Source organism: Vibrio chagasii (assembly GCA_041879415.1).
Lineage (GTDB): Bacteria > Pseudomonadota > Gammaproteobacteria > Enterobacterales > Vibrionaceae > Vibrio.
Map to the genome: position 1 here is coordinate 1 of CP090853.1, position 25,775 is coordinate 25,775.

The window sequence follows — 25,775 nt, forward strand, 5'->3', positions numbered from 1 at the left end:
CTCTTCGTTGTGACTTGCGTCACTTCGTAAGAGGCGGCCATTCTAGCGACTTAATTCTCAGTGTCAAACACTTATTTTGAATTAATTTCTACTTTCTAAAAGTAGGAGTGAATTATCACTCAAAGCTAGTTGCCTTCACTAACATTCTTCGCTGAAGCCTTGTGGCGTCTGCCGTGTCAGTGAGGCGGCATTATAGAGACGCCGCTCATATTGGCAAGCATTAAATGCATTTTTTATTGAAAAAAGAGGTTAAGCGAAGACATTTCAACCAAGAGCTTATTTGTACCACTTTAAGCCCAACTTTCGAACAAATTACTCACAACACCCTGTGGATAACTACTCACCACTATCAAAGAAGTAAGACAATCGAGACCTAGGATTTAGATACTCTCTCACTTGTTCAGGCAGTTTGTTGGGATTAACCGCATTAACTATCTTTATATCTTTAGCAAGCAGGTCGATTACCGGTGCTTGTGTTCTTGGCACGCTAGGGTCATAGGTCAACACATTAGGATAAAGCATATGCTTGGCATTTACCGAAATCACAATACCAATTGAATCATTGGAAAGCTGGACCACTGTTCCTGGCGGGTACACTCCCATAAACTTAACCAATAGACTTAAGTTGTCTTGGCTATATAGGTGTTTGCAGTTCTTATATAAGTGGGAAAGCGATAAATAAGGGATCATTGGCTGTGACTGTGTTTTGCCATGGCACAAGTTATCGAATGCATTGGCCACCGCCACTATCTTGGCAAACTCATCAATCTCTTCTTCCTTTAAACCTTCTGGGTAACCAGAACCATCATTCATCTCATGATGCTGAGCAATTACCTTTTTAGCTGTTTCAGGAAAATCATCTATTGCAGAAACGATATCTGCACCATACTTAGTATGGAGCTTTAAGTAGTTCTCTTCTGGCACCGTCAATGCGCTCTGCTTTCTTAATATAGCTACAGGTATTTTGATTTTGCCCACGTCATGGAATAACGCAGCAAAAGAGAGATCTTTCAGTTGTTGTGTGTTGTAGCCTTTGGCCTTGCCGATCATCATGGCAACAACAGCAACATTTAATGTGTGGAAGTAGATATCTTCAAAGTCAGCTTTACCATTCATCAGATGAAGTGTGACGTTATCATCACATACTAATGTTTCGACGATATCATCAACGAGGGATTTCACCTCTCCTACCGCATCTAAAGGACGATTGCGAATTTTGGTCATGACTGAACGCATTCGAGCAAGTGAACGCTCAAACTCTTTCTCACAATTACTCACTCTGCGTCGGTAAGAACTTAAAGTTTCAATGCGATCATGCTTTTCTTTCCACATTTTTTCAGCTTCAAGACTAACCTGATTGTCATCACCTGATTCCAACTCAACCACATGGTTAACTGGCAAAGGTGAAGTATCACTTTGATTAAGGTTTATATAGACGTGTTTGATACCAAGATGTCGAATGATCTTAACCTGAGCATCGTCTTTTATTTTAAAGCTATTGAATAGAAACGGGTGTTCATTCCACTTGACGGGAAGTCGTATATGTAGACCGGGCTGAATGCGATCTACGGTAATTTTTATGCTGCCCATTTTTATATATAACGTTGATTAATAATCTCTATTTATAATTCTAATAAAACCAAGCAGCAATTTCACCATCCTATTTCACAGGTTCAGTTTAAAGAATCGCAATGCACCATCCATCTTATACCGAACTTATCTTCAACTTTGCCAAACCTAGCCCCCCAAAACGTGTCTGCAAGTGGCGTCATAATTCGCCCGCCCTGAGTTAGTTTTTCAAAGATCTGTTCTTGGGTCGCGGTATCATCTGTAACAAGAGAAAGTGCAAGGTTGTTCCCTTCAAGTTCTTTAGCTTTAACCCCATCAGACATCATCAGCTTCATACCAAAGGCTTCGAATTCAGCATGCATAACCCAATCAGGCTTCGCCCCCTCTATTACCTGTGGAGCATCACTAAAGAGTTGTTTCGATAAGACCACTCCACCAAAGCATCTATGATAAAAATCCAACGCCTCGCTACAACGACCATCGAAAAATAAGTAAGGGGTTACTGTCAGCATATCTTTCTCCTCTATTGCTACTTTAAACATAGACAATAGAAGTGAGAATTACAGGTAACAGGCTGATTTAAGATAATTAATTTATTGAAGGTTATTAACACGATGGGAATCAATGAGATTTATGAGTGAAACATCAAGATTTAACTGATTCGTAGCTTGCACTCAAGCCGACACGCTGGATTTCAAATTCACAAACGCCCAAAACGACGAAAGGTCGCTATAAAAGCGACCTTTCTTTATATGACACCGGTTTAGGCGGACTGATTGGACAAACATTCCTGCCGCTAGCACGAAGGCAACGCTTTCCGAACTCCAGACACAACAAAGCCCCAACTTTCGTTGAGGCTCTATCTTAAAATGGTACCGGTAGGTGACTTGACTGGGCTTGCATCCAAGCCGACACGCTGGATATTAAATTCACAAACGCCTAAAACGACGAAAGGTCGCTATAAAAGCGACCTTTCTATATATGGTACCGGTAGGCGGACTTGAACCGCCACGCCCGAAGGCAACGGATTTTGAATCCGTCGTGTATACCAATTTCACCATACCGGCATTATCGTGGGCATTGCCCTGTCGATGTTTGGCATTATACGTATGCAAGATGATGTGGCAAGTATAAAAACTTGAATTCACGTGTGTTTGCCGATAATTTCGCCACTAAGTCATAAGCTGTGCGTCATGTCTCTTTTCACGCTCAGCCTTAAACTATATTCTGACGCCTAAATTTTTGAAGAAGTAATAACACCATGACATCTACCAACACATTGCCACCAGCAGGAATGATGCGCCGATTCGGTGCTTTGTTCTATGACGCCCTTATCGTAATCGCTATTGAAATGATGGCGGCTGGCGTCATTATCGCTTTACTGCATGCGCTTATGGCTCTTGGCATTTTTGACCACAGTGGTTATGCCGATGTCAGTGACTTCCTAACCAACCATCCTATCTGGAGCCCGGTTTACACATTTTATCTAGTAGCTGTTTGGGTTTACTTCTTTGTGTTCTTCTGGACTAGAGCTGGTCAAACTCTGGGAATGAGAGCATGGAAACTTCGCGTTCAAAACAAAGATGGCTCTGCGATTACTGTCACTCAAGCTCTTATTCGCTTAGGAACTTCTGGTTTTGGTCTAGCCAATCTATGCGTTCCCTTAGATCCTCAAAAACGTGGCTTTCACGATATCTGGGCGAAAACAGAAGTGGTTGTATTACCTCAAGCGCGATAGCGTTTCTAAACAGCTTCAACCAAGATCAAAAAAGGAAGGCGTTATGCCTTCCTTTTTTATTTATAGTTTCCGCCTCAAGAGCATCACAGCTATTCCGAGGAATACCACACTTGGGGCTATTGCACCAAAGGCCGGAGGTATTTGATACACCAAACTCACAGGACCAAAGAACTCACTGGATATATAGAAGGTAAAACCAGCGATAACACCAGATAGGATCCTTGCCCCCATGGTCACACTACGCAATGGACCAAAGATAAACGACAGTGCCATCAGCATCATCACCGCGATAGAGATTGGCTGGGTTATCTTTCTCCACAACGCCAGTTCATAACGAGCCGCGTCTTGTTCTGACGCTTTCAGATAAGATACGTAATCATACAAACCACTTAATGACAGCTCTTCTGGTTTAACCGTCACGATCGCAAGCTTGTCTGGTGCGAGTGATGTTTTCCAAGTGTATGTTGGCAAATTCTCTTTGGTTATCTGCAGTTCATTTTCAAACGAAGTGACGACAACATCTTTCATCGTCCAAACGTTGTCTCCAACGTAATCAACCTCTTTAGAATAGATAGCGGTTTTCAAAGCCTTATTTTCATCAAAGCGCCACATGTTCATGCCATATAGCTTGTCATCGTCAATTTTGACAATAAAGATGAAATCATTGGCATCACGAGCCCAGACACCGCTTTGAGTGGAGATGATATTCCCCCCTGCAATCGATATGGTTCTTAAGTCACGAGCCATCTTTTGTGCTTGAGGTGCCCCCCACTGCCCTAATAGCGTCACCACTATCATTAATGGAATCGCAGTCTTAAGTACCGACAAACCGATATCTAACTTAGAGAAACCCGCCGCCTGCATTACTACTAACTCAGAGCTCGCCGCAAGCATACCCAATCCGATCAATGCACCAAGCAAGGCTGCCATTGGGAAGAACATTTCGATATCTCGCGGGATACTTAACAAAACAAAGTACAGAGCTTGAAGCAGATCGTAGGTACCGCGACCCACTTTTCTCAGCTGCTCTACATACTTGATAATCCCTGAGAGGCCAACAAACGTCACCAATACCAGTGACGTGGTTGCGATGATGGTTCTGCCTATATATAAATCGAGAATCTTAAACACGGCTTAAGCCAACCTCTTATTCTTGAATTTTTCTTTCAAACGCCTTACCGGCACGCTATCCATAAAGTTTGCACCAATCGCGACAATTAACAACAACGCATTGATTGGCCACATGCCGACTACTGCAGGGATACTGCCCTCTTCTATTGCTGATTTAGTTGCACTGATTGCCAAGAAGTAGGTCAGGTAAATCAAAATTGCAGGACCAATCTTAGCGAAGCGTCCCTGTCTTGGGTTTACCGCCGAGAGTGGCACAACAAGCATGGTCAACAATGGAATACAGAGTACCAATGAAATTCGCCATTGCAATTCAGCTTTTGCGCTGTTGTTTGGATTACCGACAAGATCAAGTGTTGGAATCGCTTCCCAATCACGACCTTTCTTCTCAACTTCTCGCTGACCAATCAAGCCTTCATACTCTTCGAAGTGTGTCACCATATAATCAAGACGAGTTGGAACACCTTCATGACGAGTACCATCGTACATCACGATAACTTGGCGACCGTCACTGAGCTCTTTTACATCACCCGATTTCGAGTACATCACACTTGGAAGCACTGAATCACGCGGACGCATTTGAGCAACGAACACGTTTTCTAGCTTATTACCGTCGATATCATCGATGAACACCACAGACGAACCATCTGGCGTTCCTTCAAACTTACCCTTTGGTAGCAAATCAACACTGTTCTCTGCTGCCACTTCTTCATACATCTGTTCAACCTTGTCTTGCGACCAAGGGGACAACCAGAATGAGTTAAAAGCGGCAACCGATGCGGTAATCAAAGCTAAGTACAGTGCCGATTGAATCAGGAATTTGTTACCGATACCGGTCGCGTTCATGACCACTATTTCACTTTCAGCGTAAAGACGACCAAAAGTGAGCAAAATACCAATATAGATACTGAGCGGAAGCATCAATAAGCCCATCGCAGGCATATTAAGGCTAACGATCGACAAGATTAGACTCGCAGGGATAGCACCATCAGAGGCGTCCGCTAACACACTGATGAATTTTTGGCTGAGAAACACGAGAAAGAGAACAAAAAAGATCGCAAATTGGCTCTTGATTGTCTCGCGGATCAAATATCTAACAATAATCACGCTCAAATTACCTATACAAAACTTGTTTTTTTGATTGAATCACTATAATTTCCCGTTGAACCTTTTATTTTTTTAAATTTTTAGCTAAGTGTTAGCGTTCTTCTTTAAGGTTAGTTCCATTATAGGATCCAACAAGTAAGAACTCATTATCTAACATTTAGTTCGATTTGTCTTCAGGATGTAGGAGTACGCATGGAGTTCAGTGTAAAAAGTGGCAGCCCAGAGAAACAACGCAGCGCATGTATCGTTGTCGGTGTATTCGAACCGCGCCGCCTTTCTCCAGTAGCCGAGCAATTAGATAAGATTAGCGATGGCTACATTAGTTCACTGCTTCGTCGCGGTGACCTAGAGGGTAAACCTGGCCAGATGCTACTACTGCATCAAGTACCTGGTGTACTTTCAGAACGTGTTCTACTTGTAGGCTGTGGTAAAGAGCGTGAGCTAGGCGAACGCCAATACAAAGAAATTATTCAGAAAACCATCAGCACACTAAACGAAACAGGTTCTATGGAAGCAGTATGTTTCCTAACAGAGCTGCACGTTAAAGGCCGCGATACTTACTGGAAAGTTCGTCAAGCGGTAGAAGCGACTAAAGATGGTCTATACACATTTGACCAATTCAAGAGCAACAAGCCAGAGACTCGTCGCCCACTACGTAAATTGGTATTCAACGTACCAACACGTCGTGAGCTGAGCCTAGGTGAAAAAGCGATTGCTCACGGTCTTGCTATTGCTTCAGGTGTGAAAGCATCTAAAGACCTTGGCAACATGCCACCAAACATCGCTAACCCAGCATACCTTGCATCTCAAGCTCGTCGCCTAGCTGACGACTTCGAAACCGTAACGACTAAGATCATCGGTGAAGAAGAGATGGAAAAACTGGGCATGACCTCTTACCTAGCGGTTGGTCGTGGTTCAAAGAACGAATCTATGATGTCTATCATGGAGTACAAGGGCGCACCAGATTCTGATGCAAAACCGATTGTACTTGTTGGTAAAGGCCTAACTTTCGATTCAGGCGGTATCTCACTTAAGCCTGGCGAAGGTATGGATGAGATGAAGTACGACATGTGTGGTGCTGCGTCAGTATTCGGTACAATGAAAGCGCTAGCTAAATTGAACCTGCCAATCAACGTTGTTGGTATTCTTGCTGGTTGTGAAAACATGCCAGGTAGCAATGCTTACCGCCCAGGTGACATCCTAACGACGATGTCAGGCCAAACAGTTGAAGTGTTAAACACTGATGCTGAAGGTCGCTTGGTTCTTTGTGATGCGCTAACTTACGTTGAGCGTTTCGAACCAGATTGCGTGGTTGATGTTGCAACACTAACTGGCGCGTGTGTTATTGCTCTAGGTCACCACATCAGTGGCGTTCTATCAAACCACAACCCACTGTCTCACGAACTTGTGAATGCTTCTGAGCAAGCAAGTGACCGTGCATGGCGTCTACCAATGGCAGACGAGTACCATGAGCAGCTAAACAGCCCATTCGCAGATATGGCAAACATCGGCGGCCGCCCAGGCGGTACTATCACTGCTGGTTGCTTCCTGTCTAAGTTCACTAAGAAATATCACTGGGCTCACCTAGATATCGCAGGTACAGCTTGGAAATCTGGCGCAGCAAAAGGCTCGACAGGTCGTCCTGTCTCAATGCTAGTCCAATTCTTATTGAACCGCAGCGGCCAAGAGACTGAAGAGCAATCTTCAAAATAGTAAAAAGGGCCTACGGGCCCTTTTTTAATAAGCGCTATTTGTTAGGGTCTATTGACCAAGTAAGATAAATAGCCGCGATTTTCAGTTCGAGTATTAAGTATGCAAACAGCTACGTTTTACATAGTTTCATCAGACAGCCCACAAGCGAGTGAAGAAGGTTTCGCTAACTATGTACTGTTTCTTGCTCAGCACTTTGCAAAACAAGGCGCTAAACTTTATCTCAACTGTAATGACAAAGCCCATGCCGAGCGTATCGCAGAAGTTTTCTGGCAAGTCGAGCCCAGTGAATTTATTGCACATAACTTGGTTGGCGAAGGCCCGAAGTATTCAACCAACATTGAGATTGGCTACCAAGGTGTTAAGCACAATTGGAATCGTCAGCTAGTAATTAATCTGGCCGATAATCATACAACCTTTGCGAACGCCTTTGCTCAGGTGATAGACTTCGTCCCTTGCGAAGAAAAAGCTAAGCAACTCGCTCGAGAAAGGTATAAAATTTACCGTCAGGCTGGATATCAGCTGCAAACTATCGAGATTCAACATCCATAGTCAAACCTCATAGATAAAGCTATCTTTGAATTTAGATTCAAGAAGCTTCACTTATGAAGTTTGACCACGATTAACTATTCACAGTATCCGTTTAAGAGCACTATGGAAAAGACATACAACCCAACATCAATCGAACAAGCTCTGTATCAGACTTGGGAAGAGAAAGGCTACTTTAAGCCACACGGTGACACATCAAAAGAAGCTTACAGCATCATGATCCCGCCACCGAACGTCACTGGTAGCCTACACATGGGTCACGCGTTCCAAGACACTATCATGGATACTCTAATCCGTGCTGAGCGTATGAAAGGTAAGAACACGCTTTGGCAAGTGGGTACTGACCACGCTGGTATCGCAACTCAAATGGTTGTTGAGCGTAAGATCGCGGCAGAAGAAGGCAAAACTAAGCACGACTACGGCCGTGACGCTTTCATCGACAAGATCTGGGAATGGAAAAACGAATCTGGTGGCACAATCACTAAGCAACTCCGTCGTCTAGGCGCATCTGTTGACTGGGACCGTGAGCGTTTCACTATGGATGATGGCCTATCTAACGCTGTTCAAGAAGTGTTTGTTCGCCTATACGAAGATGACCTAATCTACCGTGGTAAGCGTCTAGTAAACTGGGATCCAAAACTGCACACAGCAATTTCTGATCTTGAAGTTGAAAACAAAGACAAAAAAGGCCACATGTGGCACTTCCGCTACCCGCTAGCAAACGGTGTGAAAACCGCTGAAGGTAAAGACTACATCGTTGTTGCAACGACTCGTCCAGAAACCATGCTTGGCGATACTGGTGTTGCAGTAAACCCAGAAGATCCACGTTACAAAGATCTTATCGGTAAAGAGATCCTACTTCCTATCGTTAACCGTCTGATCCCTATCGTAGGCGATGAGCACGCGGATATGGAAAAAGGCACAGGTTGTGTGAAGATCACTCCTGCTCACGACTTTAACGATTACGAAGTTGGTAAGCGCAATAACCTACCAATGATCAACATCCTAACGTTCAACGCAGACATCCGTGATGCGGCTGAAGTATTCACCACTAACGGTGAAGCTAGCGATGTTTACTCTACAGAACTTCCTGCTAAGTACCACGGCATGGAGCGTTTTGCTGCTCGTAAAGCGATCGTTGCTGAATTCGAAGAACTTGGTCTACTAGACGAAATCAAAGATCACGACCTAACTGTTCCTTACGGCGACCGTGGTGGCGTGGTTATCGAACCAATGCTAACTGACCAATGGTACGTACGCGCTGCACCTCTTGCTGAGCCTGCTGTTAAAGCGGTTGAAGATGGTGATATCCAGTTCGTTCCTAAGCAGTACGAAAACATGTACTTCTCTTGGATGCGTGACATTCAAGACTGGTGTATCTCTCGTCAACTTTGGTGGGGTCACCGTATCCCGGCATGGTACGACAACGATGGCAACGTATATGTAGGCCGTACTGAAGAAGAAGTACGTGCAAACAATAACCTAGCTCCTGTAGTTGTTCTTCGCCAAGACGACGATGTACTAGATACATGGTTCTCTTCTGCACTATGGACTTTCGGTACTCAAGGCTGGCCTGAGCAAACTGAAGATCTGAAGACGTTCCACCCTTCAGACGTTCTAGTAACTGGCTTCGACATCATCTTCTTCTGGGTTGCGCGTATGATCATGATGACCATGCACTTCAACAAAGATGAAAACGGCAAGTCACAAGTACCATTCAAGACAGTTTACGTTACCGGCCTAATCCGTGACGAAAACGGCGACAAGATGTCTAAGTCTAAAGGTAACGTTCTTGACCCTATCGATATGATCGATGGTATCGACCTTGAGTCTCTAGTAGAGAAGCGTTGTGGCAACATGATGCAGCCTCAACTAGCGAAGAAGATCGAGAAGAACACGCGTAAGACTTTCGAAAACGGTATCGAACCATACGGTACTGACGCGCTACGTTTCACTCTTGCTGCTATGGCTTCTACTGGCCGTGACATCAACTGGGACATGAAGCGTCTTGAAGGTTACCGTAACTTCTGTAACAAGCTATGGAACGCAAGCCGTTACGTACTGATGAACACAGAAGAGCACGATTGTGGCATGTCGCTATCTGCAGAAGACCGTGCAAACATGGAATTCTCTCTAGCAGATAAGTGGATTGAATCTCAGTTTGAACTAGCAGCGAAAGAGTTTAACGCTCACCTAGACAACTACCGTCTAGACATGGCAGCAAACACACTTTACGAATTCATCTGGAACCAATTCTGTGACTGGTACCTAGAGCTAACTAAACCGGTTCTATGGAAAGGTACAGAAGCTCAGCAACAAGCAACTCGCTACATGCTGATCACTGTTCTAGAGAAGACACTACGTCTTGCTCATCCAGTGCTTCCTTACATCACTGAATCTATCTGGCAGAGCGTTAAGCCGCTAGTAGACGGTGTTGAAGGCGACACTATCATGACCCAAGCGCTTCCTCAGTTTAACGAAGAGAACTTCGACGCTGAGATCGTAGAAGACATCGAATGGGTTAAGACTTTCATCACTGCTATCCGTAACCTACGTGCAGAGTACGACATTGCACCTAGCAAAGGTCTAGAAGTAATGATCAAAGTTGCTAGTGAGAAAGACGCGGCACGTATCGAAGCAAACAAGGTAGTTCTAAACTCTCTTGCTAAACTAGATAGCCTAACGGTTCTTGCAGACGACGCTGAGACGCCAGCATGTGCGACTAAGCTAGTTGGTCAATCTGAGCTGATGATCCCAATGGCAGGCCTTATCGACAAAGATGCAGAACTTGCTCGTCTTGATAAAGAAGTGAAGAAAACGCACGGCGAAATCAAGCGTATCGAAGGCAAGCTGGGCAACGAAGGTTTCGTTGCTAAAGCTCCTGAAGCGGTTATCGCAAAAGAGCGTGAGAAGCTAGTGGGTTACCAAGAGACACTAACTAAGCTTGAAGAGCAAAAAGCGACTATCGCAGCTCTTTAATCCTCGCTTAATGAGAAGCCTTTAAACTTCTTACTACAGATAAAAAGGTTGGCCTTATGGTCAGCCTTTTTTATGCCATTGGGCTTATCACCTAATACCAGCACTTTCTAAACTCCGCCGACAGTTTGATATTTTTTACCTATCAAATTAATCTCTAATACCTATTTCATTTAATGATAATAATTCTCAATAATAGCCTTATCGAAACAATACAACGATTGAGTAATTATCATGAAAAAGACACTAACCTTTGCTGCATTACATTTTACTATCGCATTTAGTGTCGCTTACGTACTAACAGGCGACATCTTAATTGGTAGCTTAATTGCCATGATTGAGCCCTCTGTAAATACGGTCGCCTTCTATTTTCATGAAAAGGCGTGGGCTCAAGTTCCAGCGCTTAAAGCTCGTCAGTGGATGACCAAATTAAAAACCGCAAGCTTTGCGACCATCCACTTCAGTGTTGCTTTTACCGTGGTCTACTTGTTGACTGGTGATGCCTTTGTTGGTGGTGTGATGGCGATGCTAGAGCCTGCTCTAAATACAGTCGCGTACTACTTCCATGAGAAAGTGTGGTTACGTAAATCAGACGCTCAAGCCCCACAATTTTGCGTTCACCAACATGCTTAAAATAGAGCGAGTCACCTCCTCTATTTTATAACTAACGAGTTCTCACCATTGACAATGTTGCGCACCGCAATTAAATTAATTGCGGTGCGCAACTTTATTTCAAGGTGCAAGGAAACAAGGTAAGTGATGATGAATGCTCGACAACTAAGACACTACTCCCGCCAAGCCGTTCGCTTACTGGGTATGCTCGATAAGCAATGTGGCGAAATCGCCCTAACCCCTGTCCAAGCTCATGCATTAGGAGAAATCCAACTCCAACCGCTCACGATCAACCAACTCGCACAACGATTGAGTGTCGACAAGTCGAATGCCAGTCGTACTGTCGCAGGGTTAAACAAGTTAGAGTTGACCGACAGTATCGAGAATCCGAATGACAAGCGCAGTCAAAAGGTCACACTCACTACTCGAGGACAGCAGGTGCTGTCAGAGCTAGACCAACAGCAAAATGCCTTCTTCGACAATATGCTAGAAGCCATGAGCGAGGATGAGCAGCAACAGTTAAAGATTGGGTTAGAGGTTTACCTCAAAGGGCTAACTAAAGTCTGCCAAGCTGACGAGTTTGTATTGCGCCCACTCACTCAAGCTGACAACGAACAAGTTGCCGATGTCATTCGACAAGTCTCTGCTGAACATGGCCTAACCGCAGACAAAGGCTATGGTGTGTCTGACCCAACACTTGATGACATGTACTCTGTGTATAGCCAAGAAAATGCGATGTACTGGGTGATTGAGTATCAAGGTGAGGTTGTGGGCGGCGGCGGCTTTGCCCCACTAGCAGGCCGACCAGAGGTATGTGAGCTACAAAAGATGTATTTCTTAAAACAGACTCGCGGACAAGGGCTGGCAAAACGCATCGTCGCTTTAAGCTTAAAGCTTGCCAAGCAACTGGGTTATCAACAGATGTACTTAGAAACAACAGAGTGTTTGGGAGCTGCGATTAAGCTTTATGAAGCGTTAGGCTTTGAGCATCTAGAGAGTGCTTGGGGAGAAACAGGCCACGACGCTTGTGAAGTGGTCATGGCCAAAACGTTATAGTGCAGCTTCTAGCGTAAAAAATTACTCACACAAGATGCAGGATTAAGAGCAACAAAAGAACTCTCTTTTTGCCCATCGAGCTCAACCTCTAATTGATATAAATGCTTAGGGTTGGGCTTATCAACATTAAAGACAATCGGAGCTTCAACTTGGAACACAACACCAGTGTGTTCTGCACGTACATCTATCGGCATCACCAGTGTCATACCATCGAACTTAATTGATGCCGATACCAGCCCAGCTTTAAGCGTCTGGTAGATCACATCCACTTTAAACTCACAACCACCGCCGTGGTGCCAAATCTGCTCAGTGACAACTTGGTCCAGCTTCACATTGCGAACAAACTGCAGGTAAGGAGCTTGCCAAACACCCATTCGAGAGTCTGATTTAGCAATGTTTGGCGAAGATGATGGCTCATCCATATCTTCTTCGAGCAACAACCCTTCCTCTTCTTCAAGAAACAGGATCTCAAAGCGGTTTCGACCAGACTGCATGTAAGGGCGAATGTCTTTACGGTACTCTTCTTGGCTGCCATCACAATCAAAGACTGCCACACCATTGAGTCGCACTTCAGCAAAGTAATCCACACCCGCGACGACTAGCTCAACAAAAGGGCAAGCTAGCATCGCATCATCGACTTCAATGTCGTGCATTAAATGCCACTCTTGCTCTGCGATTTGCTCTTCACTCAAGCTATCAGGGAGCTTTGAACTCAATGGAGCCGGAAAGGTAATGTCATCTTGTGGAATAGAAAGATCCGTCAATGGCGAAATTTGCCAAAGACCATCGAGAAGTAACCGCATATCATTCCTTGAGCCAGATCAATTTTGACCGCATTATAATGAATGAATGCATTTAAAGACATTTATTTTTCTGAGGATAAAAAAATGCCAGCTCAAGGCTGGCACTTTTCAAACTGGGAAGAAATTACTCTTCGCCTTCATCATCTTCTTCAGGGTAGATAGCATCTTCACCTTCGTAGTAAGTGCCCCAACCGTCGTAGATAATGTCGAATTTCTCTGCAAGATTCACAAGCTTCTCAACTTGCGCATCGATCGCTTCTGCGTCTAGAGCTGACTGCATAGTCGCATCACAACAAAGTAGCTTGTTGCCATCTTCGTCTTCTGTCTCTTCAGCTTCAAGTACTTCAAAGCCCATTTTGAATGCTTCAACAACAGCTTTCTCAAGCACTTCGAAATCTTCAGCAAATAGGTGATGCTCGATATCGTATAGAGCTTCAGGATCGCTACCATCTTCAATTAGTGCTTCAATGATGTCGCGAGTCTCTTCCTTTTGAAATTCAATTAATTCCGCTACTGATAGATATTCATCTTCGTGAGACATGTGTCTGCTCCAGAGTGTTGACTATGAAAAGATCAAATTTGATTGCCACGAAATATGGCACGGATCGTCCAGAAAAGCCACCCAGATCAGGCCTAGAAAGATAAGTTTATCGCTAGATAGCGGAGGTAATATCAATTCAAAAGTGAAACCAAAATCACAGAAACAAATTTTCAACATTTTATTAACTGACGACTATTTCAGCATTTCGTCTCTATTATCACTTTTGAACATATTAAATAGAAATTGCGTGCTTAGTCATGGTGAATGCATACGATGAACTGGTTTTGAGATGCATAAAACCTCAAGTTGCTTTCAAAAAGTGCATAATAGTGAATAAAAAATCATTAATAATAAGCAAAATAGATTTCAGGCAGAGCGCAGATTGAGCATAGATCCGCAAAAATGTTGTTCCATGCTAAACGCATTCAATTAGAATTTAATGCCTATTTTTTATTTAAAATTGGTTTTTAGCTCGGATAATTTCAAAAATACTTCACTTTTACACGAACTCTAAAACTTGCATATTACGATCAAGCTTGTCATAAATAGACGCTGGATTAAAAGTAAGGATGCAAAATGAGTAAGCTGTACGTTGGCTCCGAAGTCGGTCAATTAAGACGAGTTCTCCTAAATCGACCTGAAAGAGCACTCACCCACCTCACCCCTTCTAACTGTCATGACCTTCTATTTGATGATGTATTGGCTGTGGAAGCTGCCGGTGAAGAACACGATGCCTTTGCAGAGACACTACGTAATCAAGATGTAGAAGTACTGCTACTGCACGATTTATTGGTAGAGACGCTTGCCGTACCTCAAGCTCGCGAATGGCTGCTAAACACTCAAATCTCAGATTTCCGTTATGGGCCTACTTTTGCCCGTGACCTAAGAAACTATCTTGCTCAAATGGATAATGAGCATCTAGCAACAATCTTACTAGGTGGCTTGGCGTATTCAGAGCTTCCTATCAAATCATCATCGATGCTTCCTAAAATGCATCGCCCACTAGATTTCGTTATCGAGCCACTGCCTAACCACCTATTTACACGTGATACTTCGTGTTGGGTTTATGGCGGTGTGTCGCTAAACCCAATGATGAAGCCTGCACGTCAACGTGAGACAAACCACCTGCGTGCTATCTATCGCTGGCACCCAGTGTTTGCAGGACAAGACTTCATTAAGTACTTTGGTGATGAGGACCTTCATTACGACAACGCCAACATTGAAGGCGGCGACGTACTGGTTATTGGTAAAGGCGCAGTACTTATCGGTATTTCTGAGCGAACCAAGCCACAAGGTGTTGAGAACTTAGCGGCGAGCCTATTTAAGTCAGGGCAAGCTACAGAAGTCATCGCTATCGATCTACCGAAGCACCGTTCATGTATGCACCTTGATACGGTGATGACACACATGGATATCGATACCTTCTCTGTGTATCCAGAAATCGTTCGTAAAGATTTAGATACATGGCGCCTAACACCAAAAGAGAATGGTGAAATGCGCGTAGAGAAAGCGGAAAACTACCTGTCCGCGATTGAAGGTGCGCTTGGCCTTGATCAGCTTAAGATCATCACCACAGGTGGTGACAACTACGAAGCTGAACGTGAGCAGTGGAATGACGCCAACAACGTACTAACCGTGAAACCAGGCACAGTTATCGGTTATGAACGTAATGTTTACACCAACGAGAAGTACGACAAAGCAGGTATCGAAGTTCTAACGATTCCTGGCAATGAACTGGGGCGTGGCCGTGGTGGCGCTCGTTGTATGAGCTGCCCTATCGAAAGAGACGGTATCTAAGCCGATAGCTCAATAGAGTAAAAATACAATAACTCAACTAGGCCAGTACCATTGTACTGGCCTTTTTCATGAAATAAATAAAATAAATATTCACAAATATAGCATTTTTATGTTTAACTAAGCTCTTCATTGATTCTATATACGCAAGGAGCGAAAGATGGCCTTTAATCTTCGCAATCGTAACTTTCTAAAACTACTCGACTTTACTCCTAAAGAGATTCAGTTTTTACTCGACCTGTCAGCTGACCTTAAAAAAGCTAAGTATGCAGGTACTGAGCAGAAGAAGCTTACTGGTAAAAACATCGCTTTGATCTTTGAAAAGGCATCAACACGAACTCGATGTGCGTTTGAAGTCGCCGCTTTTGATCAAGGTGCTCAAGTGTCTTACTTGGGTCCTTCTGGCTCTCAGATCGGTCAAAAAGAATCAATGAAAGATACTGCACGCGTATTAGGTCGTATGTACGATGGCATCGAGTACCGTGGCTTTGGTCAGAGCATCGTCGAAGACCTTGGCGCTTATGCTGGCGTTCCAGTGTGGAATGGCCTTACTGATGAATTTCACCCAACTCAGATCTTGGCTGACTTCCTGACCATGCTAGAACACGGTCGTGGTAAACAGCTGCATCAAATCAGCTTTGCTTACCTGGGTGATGCTCGTAACAATATGGGTAACTCTCTATTAGTAGGAGCTGCCAAGATGGGCATGGATATTCGTCTTGTCGCGCCAAAAGCCTTCTGGCCAGAAGAACAACTTGTCGAAGAGTGCCAAGCTATCGCTCAAATTACCGGCGCTAAAATCACGCTGACTGAAGACGTTGCTGAAGGCGTAAAAGGCTGTGACTTCCTCTACACCGATGTTTGGGTATCGATGGGCGAAGCACCAGAAGCTTGGGATGAACGTGTGGCAGTGATGAAACCATATCAAGTGAATATGGATGTGATTAAGCTGACGGGCAACCCGCAAGTTAAATTCATGCACTGCTTACCCGCTTTCCACAATAATGAGACCGTTATCGGTCAGCAAGTGGCTGACAAATATGGGATGAACGGTTTGGAAGTGACGGATGAAGTGTTTGAATCTGACTACTCTATTGTGTTTGATGAAGCAGAAAATCGCATGCACACCATCAAAGCCGTTATGGTCGCAACACTCGGTTAATTGAGAATAGTGAAAGTAAACAAAAGCTTGATGTAATCGCTTGCGCTCACAAATTGAAAGCGTATAATTCTCGGCAATTTGTCTGAGAGTAGTGAAAATGACGCCAACCAATATTGTGATCACACATAATAAGATTGTGAAAACACCTAATATTGCTCGCAAGCTAGCATGCTTGCCAGGCGGTCTATTCTGCTTTTCAGCACTTTTTTAAAGCCTCCCATTATGGGGGGCTTTTTTGTGGCCAATACATTATTGTGGGGAAGAAGATCATGGCGAATTCGCTCTATCAAAAGCACATCATCTCAATTCCAGAGCTTTCTCGTGAAGAGCTAGAATTAATTGTTCAAACGGCTGGTCAGCTTAAAGCAGAACCAAACCCAGAACTTATCAAGAACAAAGTTGTGGCGAGCTGCTTCTTCGAACCTTCAACACGAACTCGTCTCTCATTTGAAACTGCGATTCAACGCATTGGTGGTGATGTGATTGGTTTCGACAGCGGCGGTAACACCTCACTGGCGAAAAAGGGCGAAACGCTAGCAGACTCAGTACAGGTTATCTCTTCATACGTTGATGCTTACGTAATGCGTCACCCTCAGGAAGGTGCAGCGCGCCTAGCATCAGAGTTCTCAAACGGTGTACCTGTCATCAACGCTGGTGATGGTGCTAACCAACACCCAACACAGACTCTGCTTGATCTTTTCTCTATCGCGGAAACACAAGGCCGCCTAGACAACCTTAATGTGGCGTTCGTTGGTGACCTAAAATACGGCCGTACGGTTCACTCTCTCACTCAAGCATTGGCTAAGTTCGAGAACATCTGTTTCTACTTTGTAGCGCCAGAAGCATTGGCTATGCCTGATTACATCTGTGAAGAGCTTGATGAAGCTGGCATCAAATACCAACTACTGACCGATATGGAAGATGTGATTCCTGAACTAGATATTCTATACATGACTCGCGTACAGAAAGAGCGTTTTGATGAGTCGGAATACGCGCACATCAAGTCAGCCTACATCCTAACGGCTGCACTATTAGAAAATGCACGTGATAACTTGAAGGTACTGCACCCACTTCCTCGCGTTGATGAAATCACTGTCGATGTCGATAAAACGCCTTACGCTTACTACTTCCAGCAAGCTGAAAATGGTGTTTACGCGCGTGAAGCACTGCTAGCCCTTGTTCTTAACGAAACGCTGTAGAGGAGAGATATCATGTCTAAAGAGACTCAATTAAAAGTTGAAGCAATCAAGAACGGTACCGTTATCGACCATATCCCAGCAAACATCGGGATCAAGGTGCTAAAACTGTTTGATATGCACAACTCTCATCAGCGTGTCACTATTGGTTTGAACCTGCCTTCTTCAGCACTTGGCGGCAAAGACTTACTTAAAATTGAAAATGTGTTTATCACCGAAGAGCAAGCAAACAAGTTAGCACTGTACGCACCTCATGCGACGGTAAACCAAATCGAAGATTACGAAGTAGTTAAGAAGCTAGCGCTTGAACTGCCTGAGCAAATCAACGATGTGTTTGAGTGTCCAAACACCAACTGCATTACTCACAACGAGCCAGTTGAGAGCAGCTTTAAGATCTTTGAAAAGAATGAAGATATTCGCCTGAAATGTAAGTACTGCGAAAAAGTCTTCGCTCGCGAGATCGTGACAGAAAGATAAGCTTCGCGTAGCACGCAATAAATGTAAAAACTATGAAATACCTCGCCTGGGCGGGGTATTTTGCGCTTTACCTAGCTACGGTTTGTAGGCACACTGAAAAACGATTTTTATCTAATAACTGATGGAATAAACCAATGACAAAAGTACTTCACACAGAATCGGCTCCAGCTGCAATCGGCCCATACGTACAAGGCGTTGACCTTGGCAACATGGTACTGACTTCTGGTCAAATCCCAGTAAACCCAGCAACTGGTGAAGTATCTGCTGATATCGCAGAGCAAGCACGCCAATCTCTAGACAACGTTAAAGCGGTTGTAGAAGCTTCCGGCCTGACTGTAAAAGACATCGTTAAGCTAACTGTATTCGTTAAAGACCTAAACGACTTCGGCACAGTAAACGAAGTTTACGGTAAGTTCTTTGATGAGCACGGTGTTGCAAACTACCCTGCACGTTCATGTGTTGAAGTAGCTCGTCTACCAAAAGATGTTGGTATCGAGATCGAAGCTATTGCAGTTCGCAAATAGGTTTCACTCTATTTAGTCAGTGGCTTAGTGCTGAACTAAGCACTGATGAGATACAAAAAGGTTGCCAACTAGGCAACCTTTTTTATTATTCGTTTTCTGCGTTTAAGCTACTTCTTATTAAGCTCAATCACTTCTTTGTCTAGCTCTTCCAACTTAGCCGCCATCTGTTCACGAGTTAGGTTTGCTAATTCGCGAACGTTCGACTTGTCGTAGCCTTCAGTATTAATTGGGTCTAGCATTTCCACAATCACGTGGCCATTATTCCAACGGTTCAGCTTAACGCCACCTGTAGAACTACATACGATAGGGATAATTGGTAAGCCTGCACCAATTGCAGCATGGAAAGCACCAGTTTTAAACGGCAACAGACCACGGCCTCGTGAACGCGTTCCTTCAGGGAACATCCATACCGAAACATCACTGTCTTTCAGGTTATCAACTACTTGATCGATCGTACCAACCGCTTTGCTACGGTTTGCACGGTCAATTAGGATATTACCCGTCAACCAGTAAAGCTGACCAAACAGAGGCATCCACGCTAGGCTTTTCTTACCAACGGTTACCACTTTAGGTGTCACAGCCGATGATACCGTGAACAGGTCCCAGTTATTCTGATGGTTCGCAACATAAACATGTTGGCCACGAGAGTAAGCATCTTCAGGGATACGTAGCTCTAGCTTGATACCAAACACTTTCGACATACGACCGAAATAACGACCAAAGGTAAATACATGCTTCGGGTTACGTGGGCTAAGTAAACAGTAGCCACAGCCGAATACAAACATAAGAATCGCAAAGATCGCCAATGCGAAAATACGTAATATTGCTATCATTTTGTTCCTCACAACCGCAGAGCTCACCCACCTATTCACTTTAAAATAAGCAAACAGATTCACTTGCGGTAAATACAACCATAAAAAAGCCGAAACCAAGGTTCCGACTTTTCTGTTTTCATTTTACTGATTCATGAATTTACTAACCTAAGTTAGTTTGAGTCACGAAATCGGGTAATGTTTGCGCCTAGCGCTGAAAGCTTATCTTCAATCTTATCGTAGCCACGATCGATGTGATAGATACGATCAACGATGGTTTCGCCTTGTGCGATACAACCAGCAATAACAAGGCTCGCAGATGCACGAAGATCCGTTGCCATTACTTGAGCACCGCTCAACTGTTCGGTTTCACCACAGATAGCTGTATTACCTTCAATCTCCGCTTTTGCACCCATTCGCTGAAGCTCAGGAATATGCATGAAACGGTTTTCGAAGATAGTTTCAGTGATCACACCACTGCCCTTCGCCATCATGTTTAGCAGAGTAAACTGAGCTTGCATGTCAGTTGGGAAGCCTGGGTGAGGTGCCGTTACGATTTTCACCGCTTTAAGCTCACGACCTGTCATATCAAGACTGATCCAGTCTTCGCCCGTTTCAACCTTCGCACCCGCTTCTTCAAGCTTCGCTAGGGCAGCTTCAAGAAGATGAGCGTTAGTGTTACGACAAACGACTTTACCGCCAGAAACTGCTGCTGCAACAAGGAAAGTACCCGTTTCAATACGGTCTGCAACCACAGAGTGTTGACCACCACCAAGGCGTTCAACACCTTCGATAGTAATTGTGTCTGTACCTGCGCCAGAAATCTTCGCACCCAGTTTGTTAAGGAAGTCTGCCGTATCAACAATCTCAGGCTCACGCGCTGAGTTGTCTAATACGGTTTTACCTTCTGCGAGTGTTGCTGCACACATGATAGTGATCGTAGCGCCTACGCTTACTTTATCCATCACGATGTGCGCGCCTTTCAGACGGCCATCAACACTTGCTTTCACATAACCATCTTCCAATGTAATAGTTGCACCTAGTTGCTCTAGGCCATGAATATGCAGATCAACAGGGCGAGCACCAATTGCACAACCGCCAGGAAGTGACACTTGGCCTTCACCAAAACGAGCAACTAGAGGACCCAAAGCCCAGATAGAAGCACGCATTGTTTTTACTAAATCGTAAGGCGCACAAAATTCATTAATTTCGCTGCCATCAACGTGAACGCTACCGTTACGTGATACTTTCGCGCCTAAACGCTTTAGCAGTTCCATCGTAGTATCGATGTCACGTAGGTGAGGAACGTTACTTACTTCTACTGGCTCTTCAGCAAGGATTGAAGCAAATAGGATTGGTAGCGCAGCATTTTTTGCGCCAGAGATCGTCACTTCACCGCTTAGCGGCTTGTCTGATCCAATAACTCGAAACTTTTCCATCATAAACCTTAAAGTGACATCAGTTTCTTATCACGTTCCCACTCTTCCGGCGTGAATGCCTTAATAGAAAGAGCATGGATGTCATTGCGTTGAATGTATTCCATTAGTGGGCCGTAGATTAGTTGCTGCTTCTTAACTCGATTCATGCCGTCAAAACATGGATCAACCGCAACAACTTCGTAATGACTGCCTTCACCTTTCACGATAATCTCTTGAAGGTTCAGTGCCTCTGCTAATAATTCTTGTACTTTTGTGCTGTCCACAAATAGCTCCTGCCTAATTTTTTATGTGTTCTGCCATCATTGGCTGGATATTGCTCAATTGGAACAACGTTCGTAATTGTTCTGGCACGAAACTGAGCATTATATGACAGTTTTGATTTTTTGCATGCTCTAATAAGTGAATTAGCATCACCATTCCTGCTGAATCGACTCGATTTATATGGCTAAGGTCAATTTCAACACTCGATTCCGTTGTTTGCCACTTTTCCAATATACGCCAGATTGCAGGAACGCTGTCTCGGTCGATATCTCCGAGAAGCTGATACTCTTTAGAGCTTAGCGCTTGCCATTGAGATTGGCTCATTATTTATTACTCTCAAAGCGAATCGGCTGTGCAGCCAGTTTCTCTAGCTCGTCAGCAACCGCTAAGATACCGTCTTGACGAATCTTAGTATTCCACTCTGATTGCTTGCTCGACAGCAGGCTAATCCCTTCCGCTACCATATCAAATGCTTTCCACTCGCCAGACTTTTTGTCTTTACGAAGTTTGAATTCCAATTTGATGTTAGGTCTTGGCGTATCAATGATATCAACCTTGATACTGGTGATACGGCTGTCCGCTTTGATTTTTGGTTCAGGGCCAAACTCGATAGTTTGGTTTGTATATTGAGTTAACACTTGTGCGTATGAAGACACTAGGTACTTGCGAAATGCATCGATAAATACACGCACATCTTTTCTATCCGCGCCTTTCAAGTTTGGCCCCAGCAACTTAAGTGCTGCATATTGAGCATTCACATAAGGCATCAACTCTTCTTCCACGATCACTTTGAGTAATTCTGGAGCTTTGTGGATATTGTCTTGTTCGCTCTTCAAACGCTCAAATGCCACCTCAGCGACTTGTGTCATCATTTGGTAAGGCTGCGTTTTATCAATAGTCGCATTCGCAAAAGCTTGAGTAGAAATCAACAAGGCCATCACAGCGAAAAACCCTATTTTCAAGTGATTCATCGTTTTCAACATCATCTTATTCCTCAGCTTTATTGTCATCAGAGCCACCAACGCTATACAGCACTTGGCCAATCAAGTCTTCGAGTACCAATGCCGATTTAGTGTCTTCAATCGAATCACCATCAACCAACATCTCTTCATCGTCAAAAATGAAGCCCGGAACTAAGCTGATGTACTGCTCACCGATTAAGCCTGACGTTAAGATTTGAGCACTAGAGGTATCAGGAAAATGTGAGTACTTCGCATCAATCGACATTTCAACCACAGGCAGATAGCTCTCGGTATCAAGCTCAATGCTTTTAACACGACCAACAACCACGCCACCAACCTTAACTGGAGAACGAACTTTTAGGCTACCAATGTTGTCAAAGGTCGCTTTTAGATTGTAAGTATGGTTTGAACCCAGCCCTTTTACGTCAGCGACTTGAAAGATCATGATTAAGATTGCGCAAATTCCGGCTATAACAAAGGTGCCGACCCATAATTCTAACTTTCGAGTTTGTTGCATGATTAATTCCCAAACATCAATGCGGTAAGAACAAAATCTAGCCCTAATACCGCTAGAGAAGAGTGTACTACTGTACGTGTGGTTGCTTGACTAATACCTTCAGAGGTCGGCACCGCATCATAACCATTGAAAAGAGCGATCCAAGTTACGGTGATAGCAAAGACCATGCATTTGATCATGCTGTTACCGATATCTCGACCTAGCTCAACAGAAGACTGCATTGCAGACCAAAAGCTGCCGTGATCTATGCCTTTCCAATCAACACCGACTAACTGGCCGCCCCAAATACCGACCGCCATAAAGATCATCGCCAGTAGAGGCATAGAGATAAGTCCAGCCCACAAGCGTGGTGCGATAATGCGTTTTAGAGGGTCTACCGCCATCATTTCTAAACTGGAAATCTGCTCCGTTGCTTTCATCAAACCAATTTCAGCCGTCAGCGCTGAACCAGCACGACCTGCAAATAGCAATGCTGTGACCACAGGACCAAGCTCACGTAACAATGAAAGCGCGACCATTTGGCCAAGGTTGCCCTCAGCGCCGTAATCAATTAGCACAACATAACCTTGCAGGCTCAATACCATGCCAATGAACAAACCCGAAACTAAAATAATAGCCAATGACTGAACGCCAACGCTATAAAGTTGTTTAACTAATAAAGGGAAGTTTTTTAGTCGCGGGATGCCAAACAAAGCCCCGAATAACATCAGGCTTGCTCGACCAAATGACTCACAGATCGCAAGTGTTCGCTTACCGACACCTGCAATAGTTTTACCAATCATATTAAAACAAATCCTTTTCAAGACTTTGCGCCGGGAACCTAAATGGCACAGGGCCATCCGCCTCACCTTGCAAAAATTGCTGAACTCTCGGATCGTCATTGTTGTACAGCTCTTCAGGTGACCCAGCAGCAATGATTTTGCCATCTGCGAGTAGGTAAACCCAATCAGCAATACTCATCACCTCAGGAACATCATGAGAAACGACGATAGACGTCAAGCCCAGCGCTTGATTGAGGTTGCGAATGAGCTCGACCAATACACCCATTGTTATAGGGTCTTGGCCCACAAAGGGTTCATCGTACATGATCAACTCAGGATCGAGGGCAATAGCACGCGCCAATGCGGCACGCCTTGCCATTCCGCCAGACAACTCACTCGGCATCAATTGCGCAGCACCACGTAACCCTACCGCCTCAAGCTTAAGTAACACGATAGTACGAATGAATTTTTCGTTAAGTTCAGTGTGCTCACGCAGTGGAAACGCCACATTATCAAACACATTGAGGTCCGTAAAAAGTGCACCCGATTGGAAAAGCATGCTCATTTTTTTACGTGCTTGATACAGTTTTCGACGAGATAAGGTCGGGATGTTGTCGCCATCAAACCAGACTTCACCGCTATCTGGTGGCAACTGCCCGCCAATCAAACGCAGTAATGTCGTTTTACCGATCCCCGATGGCCCCATGATTGCGGTTATTTTGCCTTGAGGCACCTCTAAACTGATGTCGTCAAAAATAACGCGATCACCGCGTGAGAAGCTAAGGTTCTTAACTTTTACAAGTTCAGTATTCGACATACTCTTGTAGTTTCCTTGCTTTAAAAAACGCCAATTATGGCTGCAATAATAATGAGTCTACTTTAGAATTAAAAGCACTGTTCAATTAATTCATATTAAACAGGAATGTATGCAGAGGTTTGAAAGCATTAGAAAATTATCTATTCAGCTCTCTTTCTTGGTGACTAACTGGTAATTAATTTGCCGAGTGACTTCCCTTTTACCTACCAACAGGTCAAAATTAGCGGTTAATTCTCCGTTTTTTATTAATTTTTTAGGAATCATCATGCTTGAAGCGATTGCGTTTCTTATTATCGGTCTAGGTTTTTTGGTGTGGAGTGCAGATAAGCTGGTTTACGGCGCCGCAGCTCTTGCTCGCAACTTCGGTATCTCACCATTAGTTATCGGTATGACGATTCTAGCAATGGGCTCTTCAGCTCCTGAAATGATGGTTTCAGCAACGGCTGCGCTTGACGGCAAAACAGATACCGCGGTCGGTAATGTTCTAGGCTCAAACATCGCCAATATTGCGCTGATTTTAGGTATCACTGCGCTAATCAAGCCGCTATCAATCAGCTCAGCTGTGATTCGCCGTGAACTACCACTCATGATTGGTGTCACTTTACTTGCTGGCGCACTGCTTTGGGATAACCACTTAGGTTTCTACGAAGGCGTATTATTATTTGTTCTGTTCGGTGCATTTTTGTTTGCCATGCTGCAAATCAGCCGCAGTGAGAAAAAGAACGGCGATGCGTTTCTTGATGAACAAGAATCAGAGATTCCAGAGGGCGTAAGTAACCCGAAAGCTGCGATGTGGGTGGTAATTGGTCTAATCATTCTTCCTTTAGCTGCTGATATGCTGGTTGATAATGCAGTTATCATCGCTAAGTTCTTCGGGATGAGCGACCTTGTTATTGGTTTAACCATTATTGCTGTTGGTACTAGCCTACCTGAGCTTGCTGCATCACTTGCTGGTGTAATGAAAGGCGAAGACGATATGGCGGTGGGTAACATCATTGGCTCAAACGTATTCAATATTCTGGCTGTTATGGGTATTCCTGGCATCCTAAACCCTTCTATCTTGAGCGAATTTGCGATGGGTCGTGACTTCTGGGTAATGCTAGGTGTATCTCTGCTGCTTGTTGTGATGGCGCTAGGTAAATCGCGTAGTGTGAATCGTATTGAAGGTGGCGTGTTAATCGTGACGTTCGTGGCTTACCAAAGCTACCTGCTAATGAACATGTCGGCTTAATTGTTGACTTAACTTTCCGTACTTGGAGTATTT

General features: G+C 44.2%; 26 protein-coding genes and 1 tRNA gene. 12 read left to right on the forward strand and 15 right to left on the reverse strand.

The features are described 5' to 3' along the window. Positions 1–336: 336 nt before the first annotated feature. The 3 genes from L0991_22080 to L0991_22090 all read right to left on the reverse strand — a co-directional run bounded on the left by L0991_22080 (position 337) and on the right by L0991_22090 (position 2,636). Positions 337–1,590, reverse strand: a complete 1,254-nt coding sequence (locus L0991_22080) for an HD-GYP domain-containing protein (protein XGB65471.1) — start codon at positions 1,588–1,590, stop codon at positions 337–339. 83 nt (positions 1,591–1,673) lie between these two features. Further along, positions 1,674–2,081, reverse strand: coding sequence for a VOC family protein (locus L0991_22085; protein ID XGB65472.1), 408 nt, complete (start codon positions 2,079–2,081; stop codon positions 1,674–1,676). A 470-nt stretch (positions 2,082–2,551) separates the two neighbouring features. Then, positions 2,552–2,636: transfer RNA gene (locus L0991_22090), tRNA-Leu, on the reverse strand. Between the two features lie 194 nt (positions 2,637–2,830). Between L0991_22090 and L0991_22095 the strand changes: the two genes are divergently transcribed. Next, the gene (locus L0991_22095) at positions 2,831–3,307 is read left to right on the forward strand and encodes an RDD family protein (protein ID XGB65473.1); all 477 of its coding nucleotides are present in this window, start codon (positions 2,831–2,833) and stop codon (positions 3,305–3,307) included. Positions 3,308–3,367: 60 nt separating this feature from the next. Here the strand turns inward: L0991_22095 and lptG are convergent, their stop codons facing one another. Further along, positions 3,368–4,438: an LPS export ABC transporter permease LptG gene (gene lptG, locus L0991_22100; protein XGB65474.1), complete on the reverse strand. Its 1,071-nt coding sequence runs from the start codon at positions 4,436–4,438 to the stop codon at positions 3,368–3,370. A 3-nt stretch (positions 4,439–4,441) separates the two neighbouring features. Continuing rightward, complete coding sequence (gene lptF, locus L0991_22105; protein XGB65475.1) at positions 4,442–5,542, reverse strand: LPS export ABC transporter permease LptF; 1,101 nt, start codon at positions 5,540–5,542, stop codon at positions 4,442–4,444. 192 nt (positions 5,543–5,734) lie between these two features. Between lptF and pepA the strand changes: the two genes are divergently transcribed. The 5 genes from pepA (at position 5,735) to L0991_22130 (ending at position 12,445) form a co-directional block, all read left to right on the forward strand. Then, positions 5,735–7,255: a leucyl aminopeptidase gene (pepA, locus tag L0991_22110; GenBank protein XGB65476.1), complete on the forward strand. Its 1,521-nt coding sequence runs from the start codon at positions 5,735–5,737 to the stop codon at positions 7,253–7,255. A gap of 99 nt (positions 7,256–7,354) precedes the next feature. Then, on the forward strand, positions 7,355–7,804 hold the full coding sequence (locus tag L0991_22115) for a DNA polymerase III subunit chi (protein ID XGB65477.1): 450 nt from the start codon (positions 7,355–7,357) through the stop codon (positions 7,802–7,804). A 102-nt stretch (positions 7,805–7,906) separates the two neighbouring features. Further along, on the forward strand, positions 7,907–10,780 hold the full coding sequence (locus L0991_22120; protein ID XGB65478.1) for a valine--tRNA ligase: 2,874 nt from the start codon (positions 7,907–7,909) through the stop codon (positions 10,778–10,780). Positions 10,781–11,011: 231 nt separating this feature from the next. Continuing rightward, complete coding sequence (locus L0991_22125) at positions 11,012–11,410, forward strand: DUF2061 domain-containing protein (GenBank protein ID XGB65479.1); 399 nt, start codon at positions 11,012–11,014, stop codon at positions 11,408–11,410. A 129-nt stretch (positions 11,411–11,539) separates the two neighbouring features. After that, positions 11,540–12,445 carry a bifunctional helix-turn-helix transcriptional regulator/GNAT family N-acetyltransferase gene (locus L0991_22130; GenBank protein ID XGB65705.1) on the forward strand — a complete coding sequence of 302 codons (906 nt, stop codon included), beginning with the start codon at positions 11,540–11,542 and terminating at the stop codon, positions 12,443–12,445. Between the two features lie 8 nt (positions 12,446–12,453). On the opposite strand, the gene L0991_22135 is transcribed toward L0991_22130, so the two are convergent. Then, positions 12,454–13,248 (reverse strand): hypothetical protein, encoded by a 795-nt coding sequence (locus L0991_22135; protein ID XGB65480.1) that lies wholly within the window; start codon positions 13,246–13,248, stop codon positions 12,454–12,456. A gap of 124 nt (positions 13,249–13,372) precedes the next feature. Continuing rightward, positions 13,373–13,789 carry a ribonuclease E inhibitor RraB gene (gene rraB / locus L0991_22140; GenBank protein XGB65481.1) on the reverse strand — a complete coding sequence of 139 codons (417 nt, stop codon included), beginning with the start codon at positions 13,787–13,789 and terminating at the stop codon, positions 13,373–13,375. 576 nt (positions 13,790–14,365) lie between these two features. On the opposite strand from rraB, the gene arcA reads away from it, so the two are divergent. The 5 genes from arcA (at position 14,366) to L0991_22165 (ending at position 18,942) form a co-directional block, all read left to right on the forward strand. After that, entirely contained in the window at positions 14,366–15,586 is a 1,221-nt protein-coding gene (arcA, locus tag L0991_22145; GenBank protein ID XGB65482.1) for an arginine deiminase, read from the forward strand. A gap of 157 nt (positions 15,587–15,743) precedes the next feature. Beyond that, the gene (locus tag L0991_22150) at positions 15,744–16,745 is read left to right on the forward strand and encodes an ornithine carbamoyltransferase (protein ID XGB65483.1); all 1,002 of its coding nucleotides are present in this window, start codon (positions 15,744–15,746) and stop codon (positions 16,743–16,745) included. A gap of 269 nt (positions 16,746–17,014) precedes the next feature. Continuing rightward, the gene (pyrB, locus tag L0991_22155) at positions 17,015–17,944 is read left to right on the forward strand and encodes an aspartate carbamoyltransferase (protein XGB65484.1); all 930 of its coding nucleotides are present in this window, start codon (positions 17,015–17,017) and stop codon (positions 17,942–17,944) included. Between the two features lie 12 nt (positions 17,945–17,956). Next, a complete protein-coding gene (gene pyrI / locus L0991_22160; protein ID XGB65485.1) occupies positions 17,957–18,418 on the forward strand; it encodes an aspartate carbamoyltransferase regulatory subunit in 462 nt (153 codons plus the stop codon). Between the two features lie 134 nt (positions 18,419–18,552). After that, complete coding sequence (locus L0991_22165; protein XGB65486.1) at positions 18,553–18,942, forward strand: RidA family protein; 390 nt, start codon at positions 18,553–18,555, stop codon at positions 18,940–18,942. A 107-nt stretch (positions 18,943–19,049) separates the two neighbouring features. Here the strand turns inward: L0991_22165 and L0991_22170 are convergent, their stop codons facing one another. The 8 genes from L0991_22170 to mlaF form a co-directional block, all read right to left on the reverse strand. Further along, the gene (locus L0991_22170; protein ID XGB65487.1) at positions 19,050–19,775 is read right to left on the reverse strand and encodes a 1-acylglycerol-3-phosphate O-acyltransferase; all 726 of its coding nucleotides are present in this window, start codon (positions 19,773–19,775) and stop codon (positions 19,050–19,052) included. Positions 19,776–19,927: 152 nt separating this feature from the next. Next, positions 19,928–21,193 carry a UDP-N-acetylglucosamine 1-carboxyvinyltransferase gene (gene murA / locus L0991_22175; GenBank protein ID XGB65488.1) on the reverse strand — a complete coding sequence of 422 codons (1,266 nt, stop codon included), beginning with the start codon at positions 21,191–21,193 and terminating at the stop codon, positions 19,928–19,930. A gap of 8 nt (positions 21,194–21,201) precedes the next feature. Then, the gene (gene ibaG, locus L0991_22180; protein ID XGB65489.1) at positions 21,202–21,456 is read right to left on the reverse strand and encodes a BolA family iron metabolism protein IbaG; all 255 of its coding nucleotides are present in this window, start codon (positions 21,454–21,456) and stop codon (positions 21,202–21,204) included. Positions 21,457–21,469: 13 nt separating this feature from the next. After that, entirely contained in the window at positions 21,470–21,778 is a 309-nt protein-coding gene (locus tag L0991_22185) for a lipid asymmetry maintenance protein MlaB (protein XGB65490.1), read from the reverse strand. Continuing rightward, entirely contained in the window at positions 21,778–22,392 is a 615-nt protein-coding gene (locus L0991_22190; protein ID XGB65706.1) for a phospholipid-binding protein MlaC, read from the reverse strand. Before L0991_22190 ends, L0991_22185 begins: the two co-directional genes overlap by 1 nt. A 49-nt stretch (positions 22,393–22,441) precedes the next feature. Next, positions 22,442–22,933 (reverse strand): outer membrane lipid asymmetry maintenance protein MlaD, encoded by a 492-nt coding sequence (gene mlaD / locus L0991_22195; protein XGB65491.1) that lies wholly within the window; start codon positions 22,931–22,933, stop codon positions 22,442–22,444. A gap of 2 nt (positions 22,934–22,935) precedes the next feature. After that, entirely contained in the window at positions 22,936–23,715 is a 780-nt protein-coding gene (gene mlaE, locus L0991_22200; protein XGB65492.1) for a lipid asymmetry maintenance ABC transporter permease subunit MlaE, read from the reverse strand. Position 23,716: 1 nt separating this feature from the next. Beyond that, complete coding sequence (gene mlaF, locus L0991_22205; GenBank protein XGB65493.1) at positions 23,717–24,511, reverse strand: phospholipid ABC transporter ATP-binding protein MlaF; 795 nt, start codon at positions 24,509–24,511, stop codon at positions 23,717–23,719. Between the two features lie 265 nt (positions 24,512–24,776). On the opposite strand from mlaF, the gene L0991_22210 reads away from it, so the two are divergent. After that, the gene (locus L0991_22210) at positions 24,777–25,742 is read left to right on the forward strand and encodes a calcium/sodium antiporter (protein ID XGB65494.1); all 966 of its coding nucleotides are present in this window, start codon (positions 24,777–24,779) and stop codon (positions 25,740–25,742) included. The last annotated feature ends 33 nt before the right edge of the window (positions 25,743–25,775 follow it).

Bases quoted from the DNA above. Each gene is read 5' to 3' on its own strand.
- pepA (XGB65476.1), top strand. From the start codon at position 5,735: ATGGAGTTCAGTGTAAAAAGTGGCAGCCCAGAGAAACAACGCAGCGCA.
- L0991_22165 (XGB65486.1), top strand. From the start codon at position 18,553: ATGACAAAAGTACTTCACACAGAATCGGCTCCAGCTGCAATCGGCCCA.
- L0991_22095 (XGB65473.1), top strand. From the start codon at position 2,831: ATGACATCTACCAACACATTGCCACCAGCAGGAATGATGCGCCGATTC.
- pyrB (XGB65484.1), top strand. From the start codon at position 17,015: ATGGCGAATTCGCTCTATCAAAAGCACATCATCTCAATTCCAGAGCTT.
- pyrI (XGB65485.1), top strand. From the start codon at position 17,957: ATGTCTAAAGAGACTCAATTAAAAGTTGAAGCAATCAAGAACGGTACC.
- L0991_22135 (XGB65480.1), bottom strand. From the start codon at position 13,248: ATGCGGTTACTTCTCGATGGTCTTTGGCAAATTTCGCCATTGACGGAT.
- mlaF (XGB65493.1), bottom strand. From the start codon at position 24,511: ATGTCGAATACTGAACTTGTAAAAGTTAAGAACCTTAGCTTCTCACGC.
- L0991_22130 (XGB65705.1), top strand. From the start codon at position 11,540: ATGAATGCTCGACAACTAAGACACTACTCCCGCCAAGCCGTTCGCTTA.
- L0991_22085 (XGB65472.1), bottom strand. From the start codon at position 2,081: ATGCTGACAGTAACCCCTTACTTATTTTTCGATGGTCGTTGTAGCGAG.
- L0991_22150 (XGB65483.1), top strand. From the start codon at position 15,744: ATGGCCTTTAATCTTCGCAATCGTAACTTTCTAAAACTACTCGACTTT.
- murA (XGB65488.1), bottom strand. From the start codon at position 21,193: ATGGAAAAGTTTCGAGTTATTGGATCAGACAAGCCGCTAAGCGGTGAA.
- L0991_22210 (XGB65494.1), top strand. From the start codon at position 24,777: ATGCTTGAAGCGATTGCGTTTCTTATTATCGGTCTAGGTTTTTTGGTG.
- L0991_22185 (XGB65490.1), bottom strand. From the start codon at position 21,778: ATGAGCCAATCTCAATGGCAAGCGCTAAGCTCTAAAGAGTATCAGCTT.
- mlaE (XGB65492.1), bottom strand. From the start codon at position 23,715: ATGATTGGTAAAACTATTGCAGGTGTCGGTAAGCGAACACTTGCGATC.
- arcA (XGB65482.1), top strand. From the start codon at position 14,366: ATGAGTAAGCTGTACGTTGGCTCCGAAGTCGGTCAATTAAGACGAGTT.
- L0991_22120 (XGB65478.1), top strand. From the start codon at position 7,907: ATGGAAAAGACATACAACCCAACATCAATCGAACAAGCTCTGTATCAG.
- L0991_22170 (XGB65487.1), bottom strand. From the start codon at position 19,775: ATGATAGCAATATTACGTATTTTCGCATTGGCGATCTTTGCGATTCTT.
- L0991_22080 (XGB65471.1), bottom strand. From the start codon at position 1,590: ATGGGCAGCATAAAAATTACCGTAGATCGCATTCAGCCCGGTCTACAT.
- L0991_22190 (XGB65706.1), bottom strand. From the start codon at position 22,392: ATGGCCTTGTTGATTTCTACTCAAGCTTTTGCGAATGCGACTATTGAT.
- L0991_22125 (XGB65479.1), top strand. From the start codon at position 11,012: ATGAAAAAGACACTAACCTTTGCTGCATTACATTTTACTATCGCATTT.
- L0991_22115 (XGB65477.1), top strand. From the start codon at position 7,355: ATGCAAACAGCTACGTTTTACATAGTTTCATCAGACAGCCCACAAGCG.
- mlaD (XGB65491.1), bottom strand. From the start codon at position 22,933: ATGCAACAAACTCGAAAGTTAGAATTATGGGTCGGCACCTTTGTTATA.
- rraB (XGB65481.1), bottom strand. From the start codon at position 13,789: ATGTCTCACGAAGATGAATATCTATCAGTAGCGGAATTAATTGAATTT.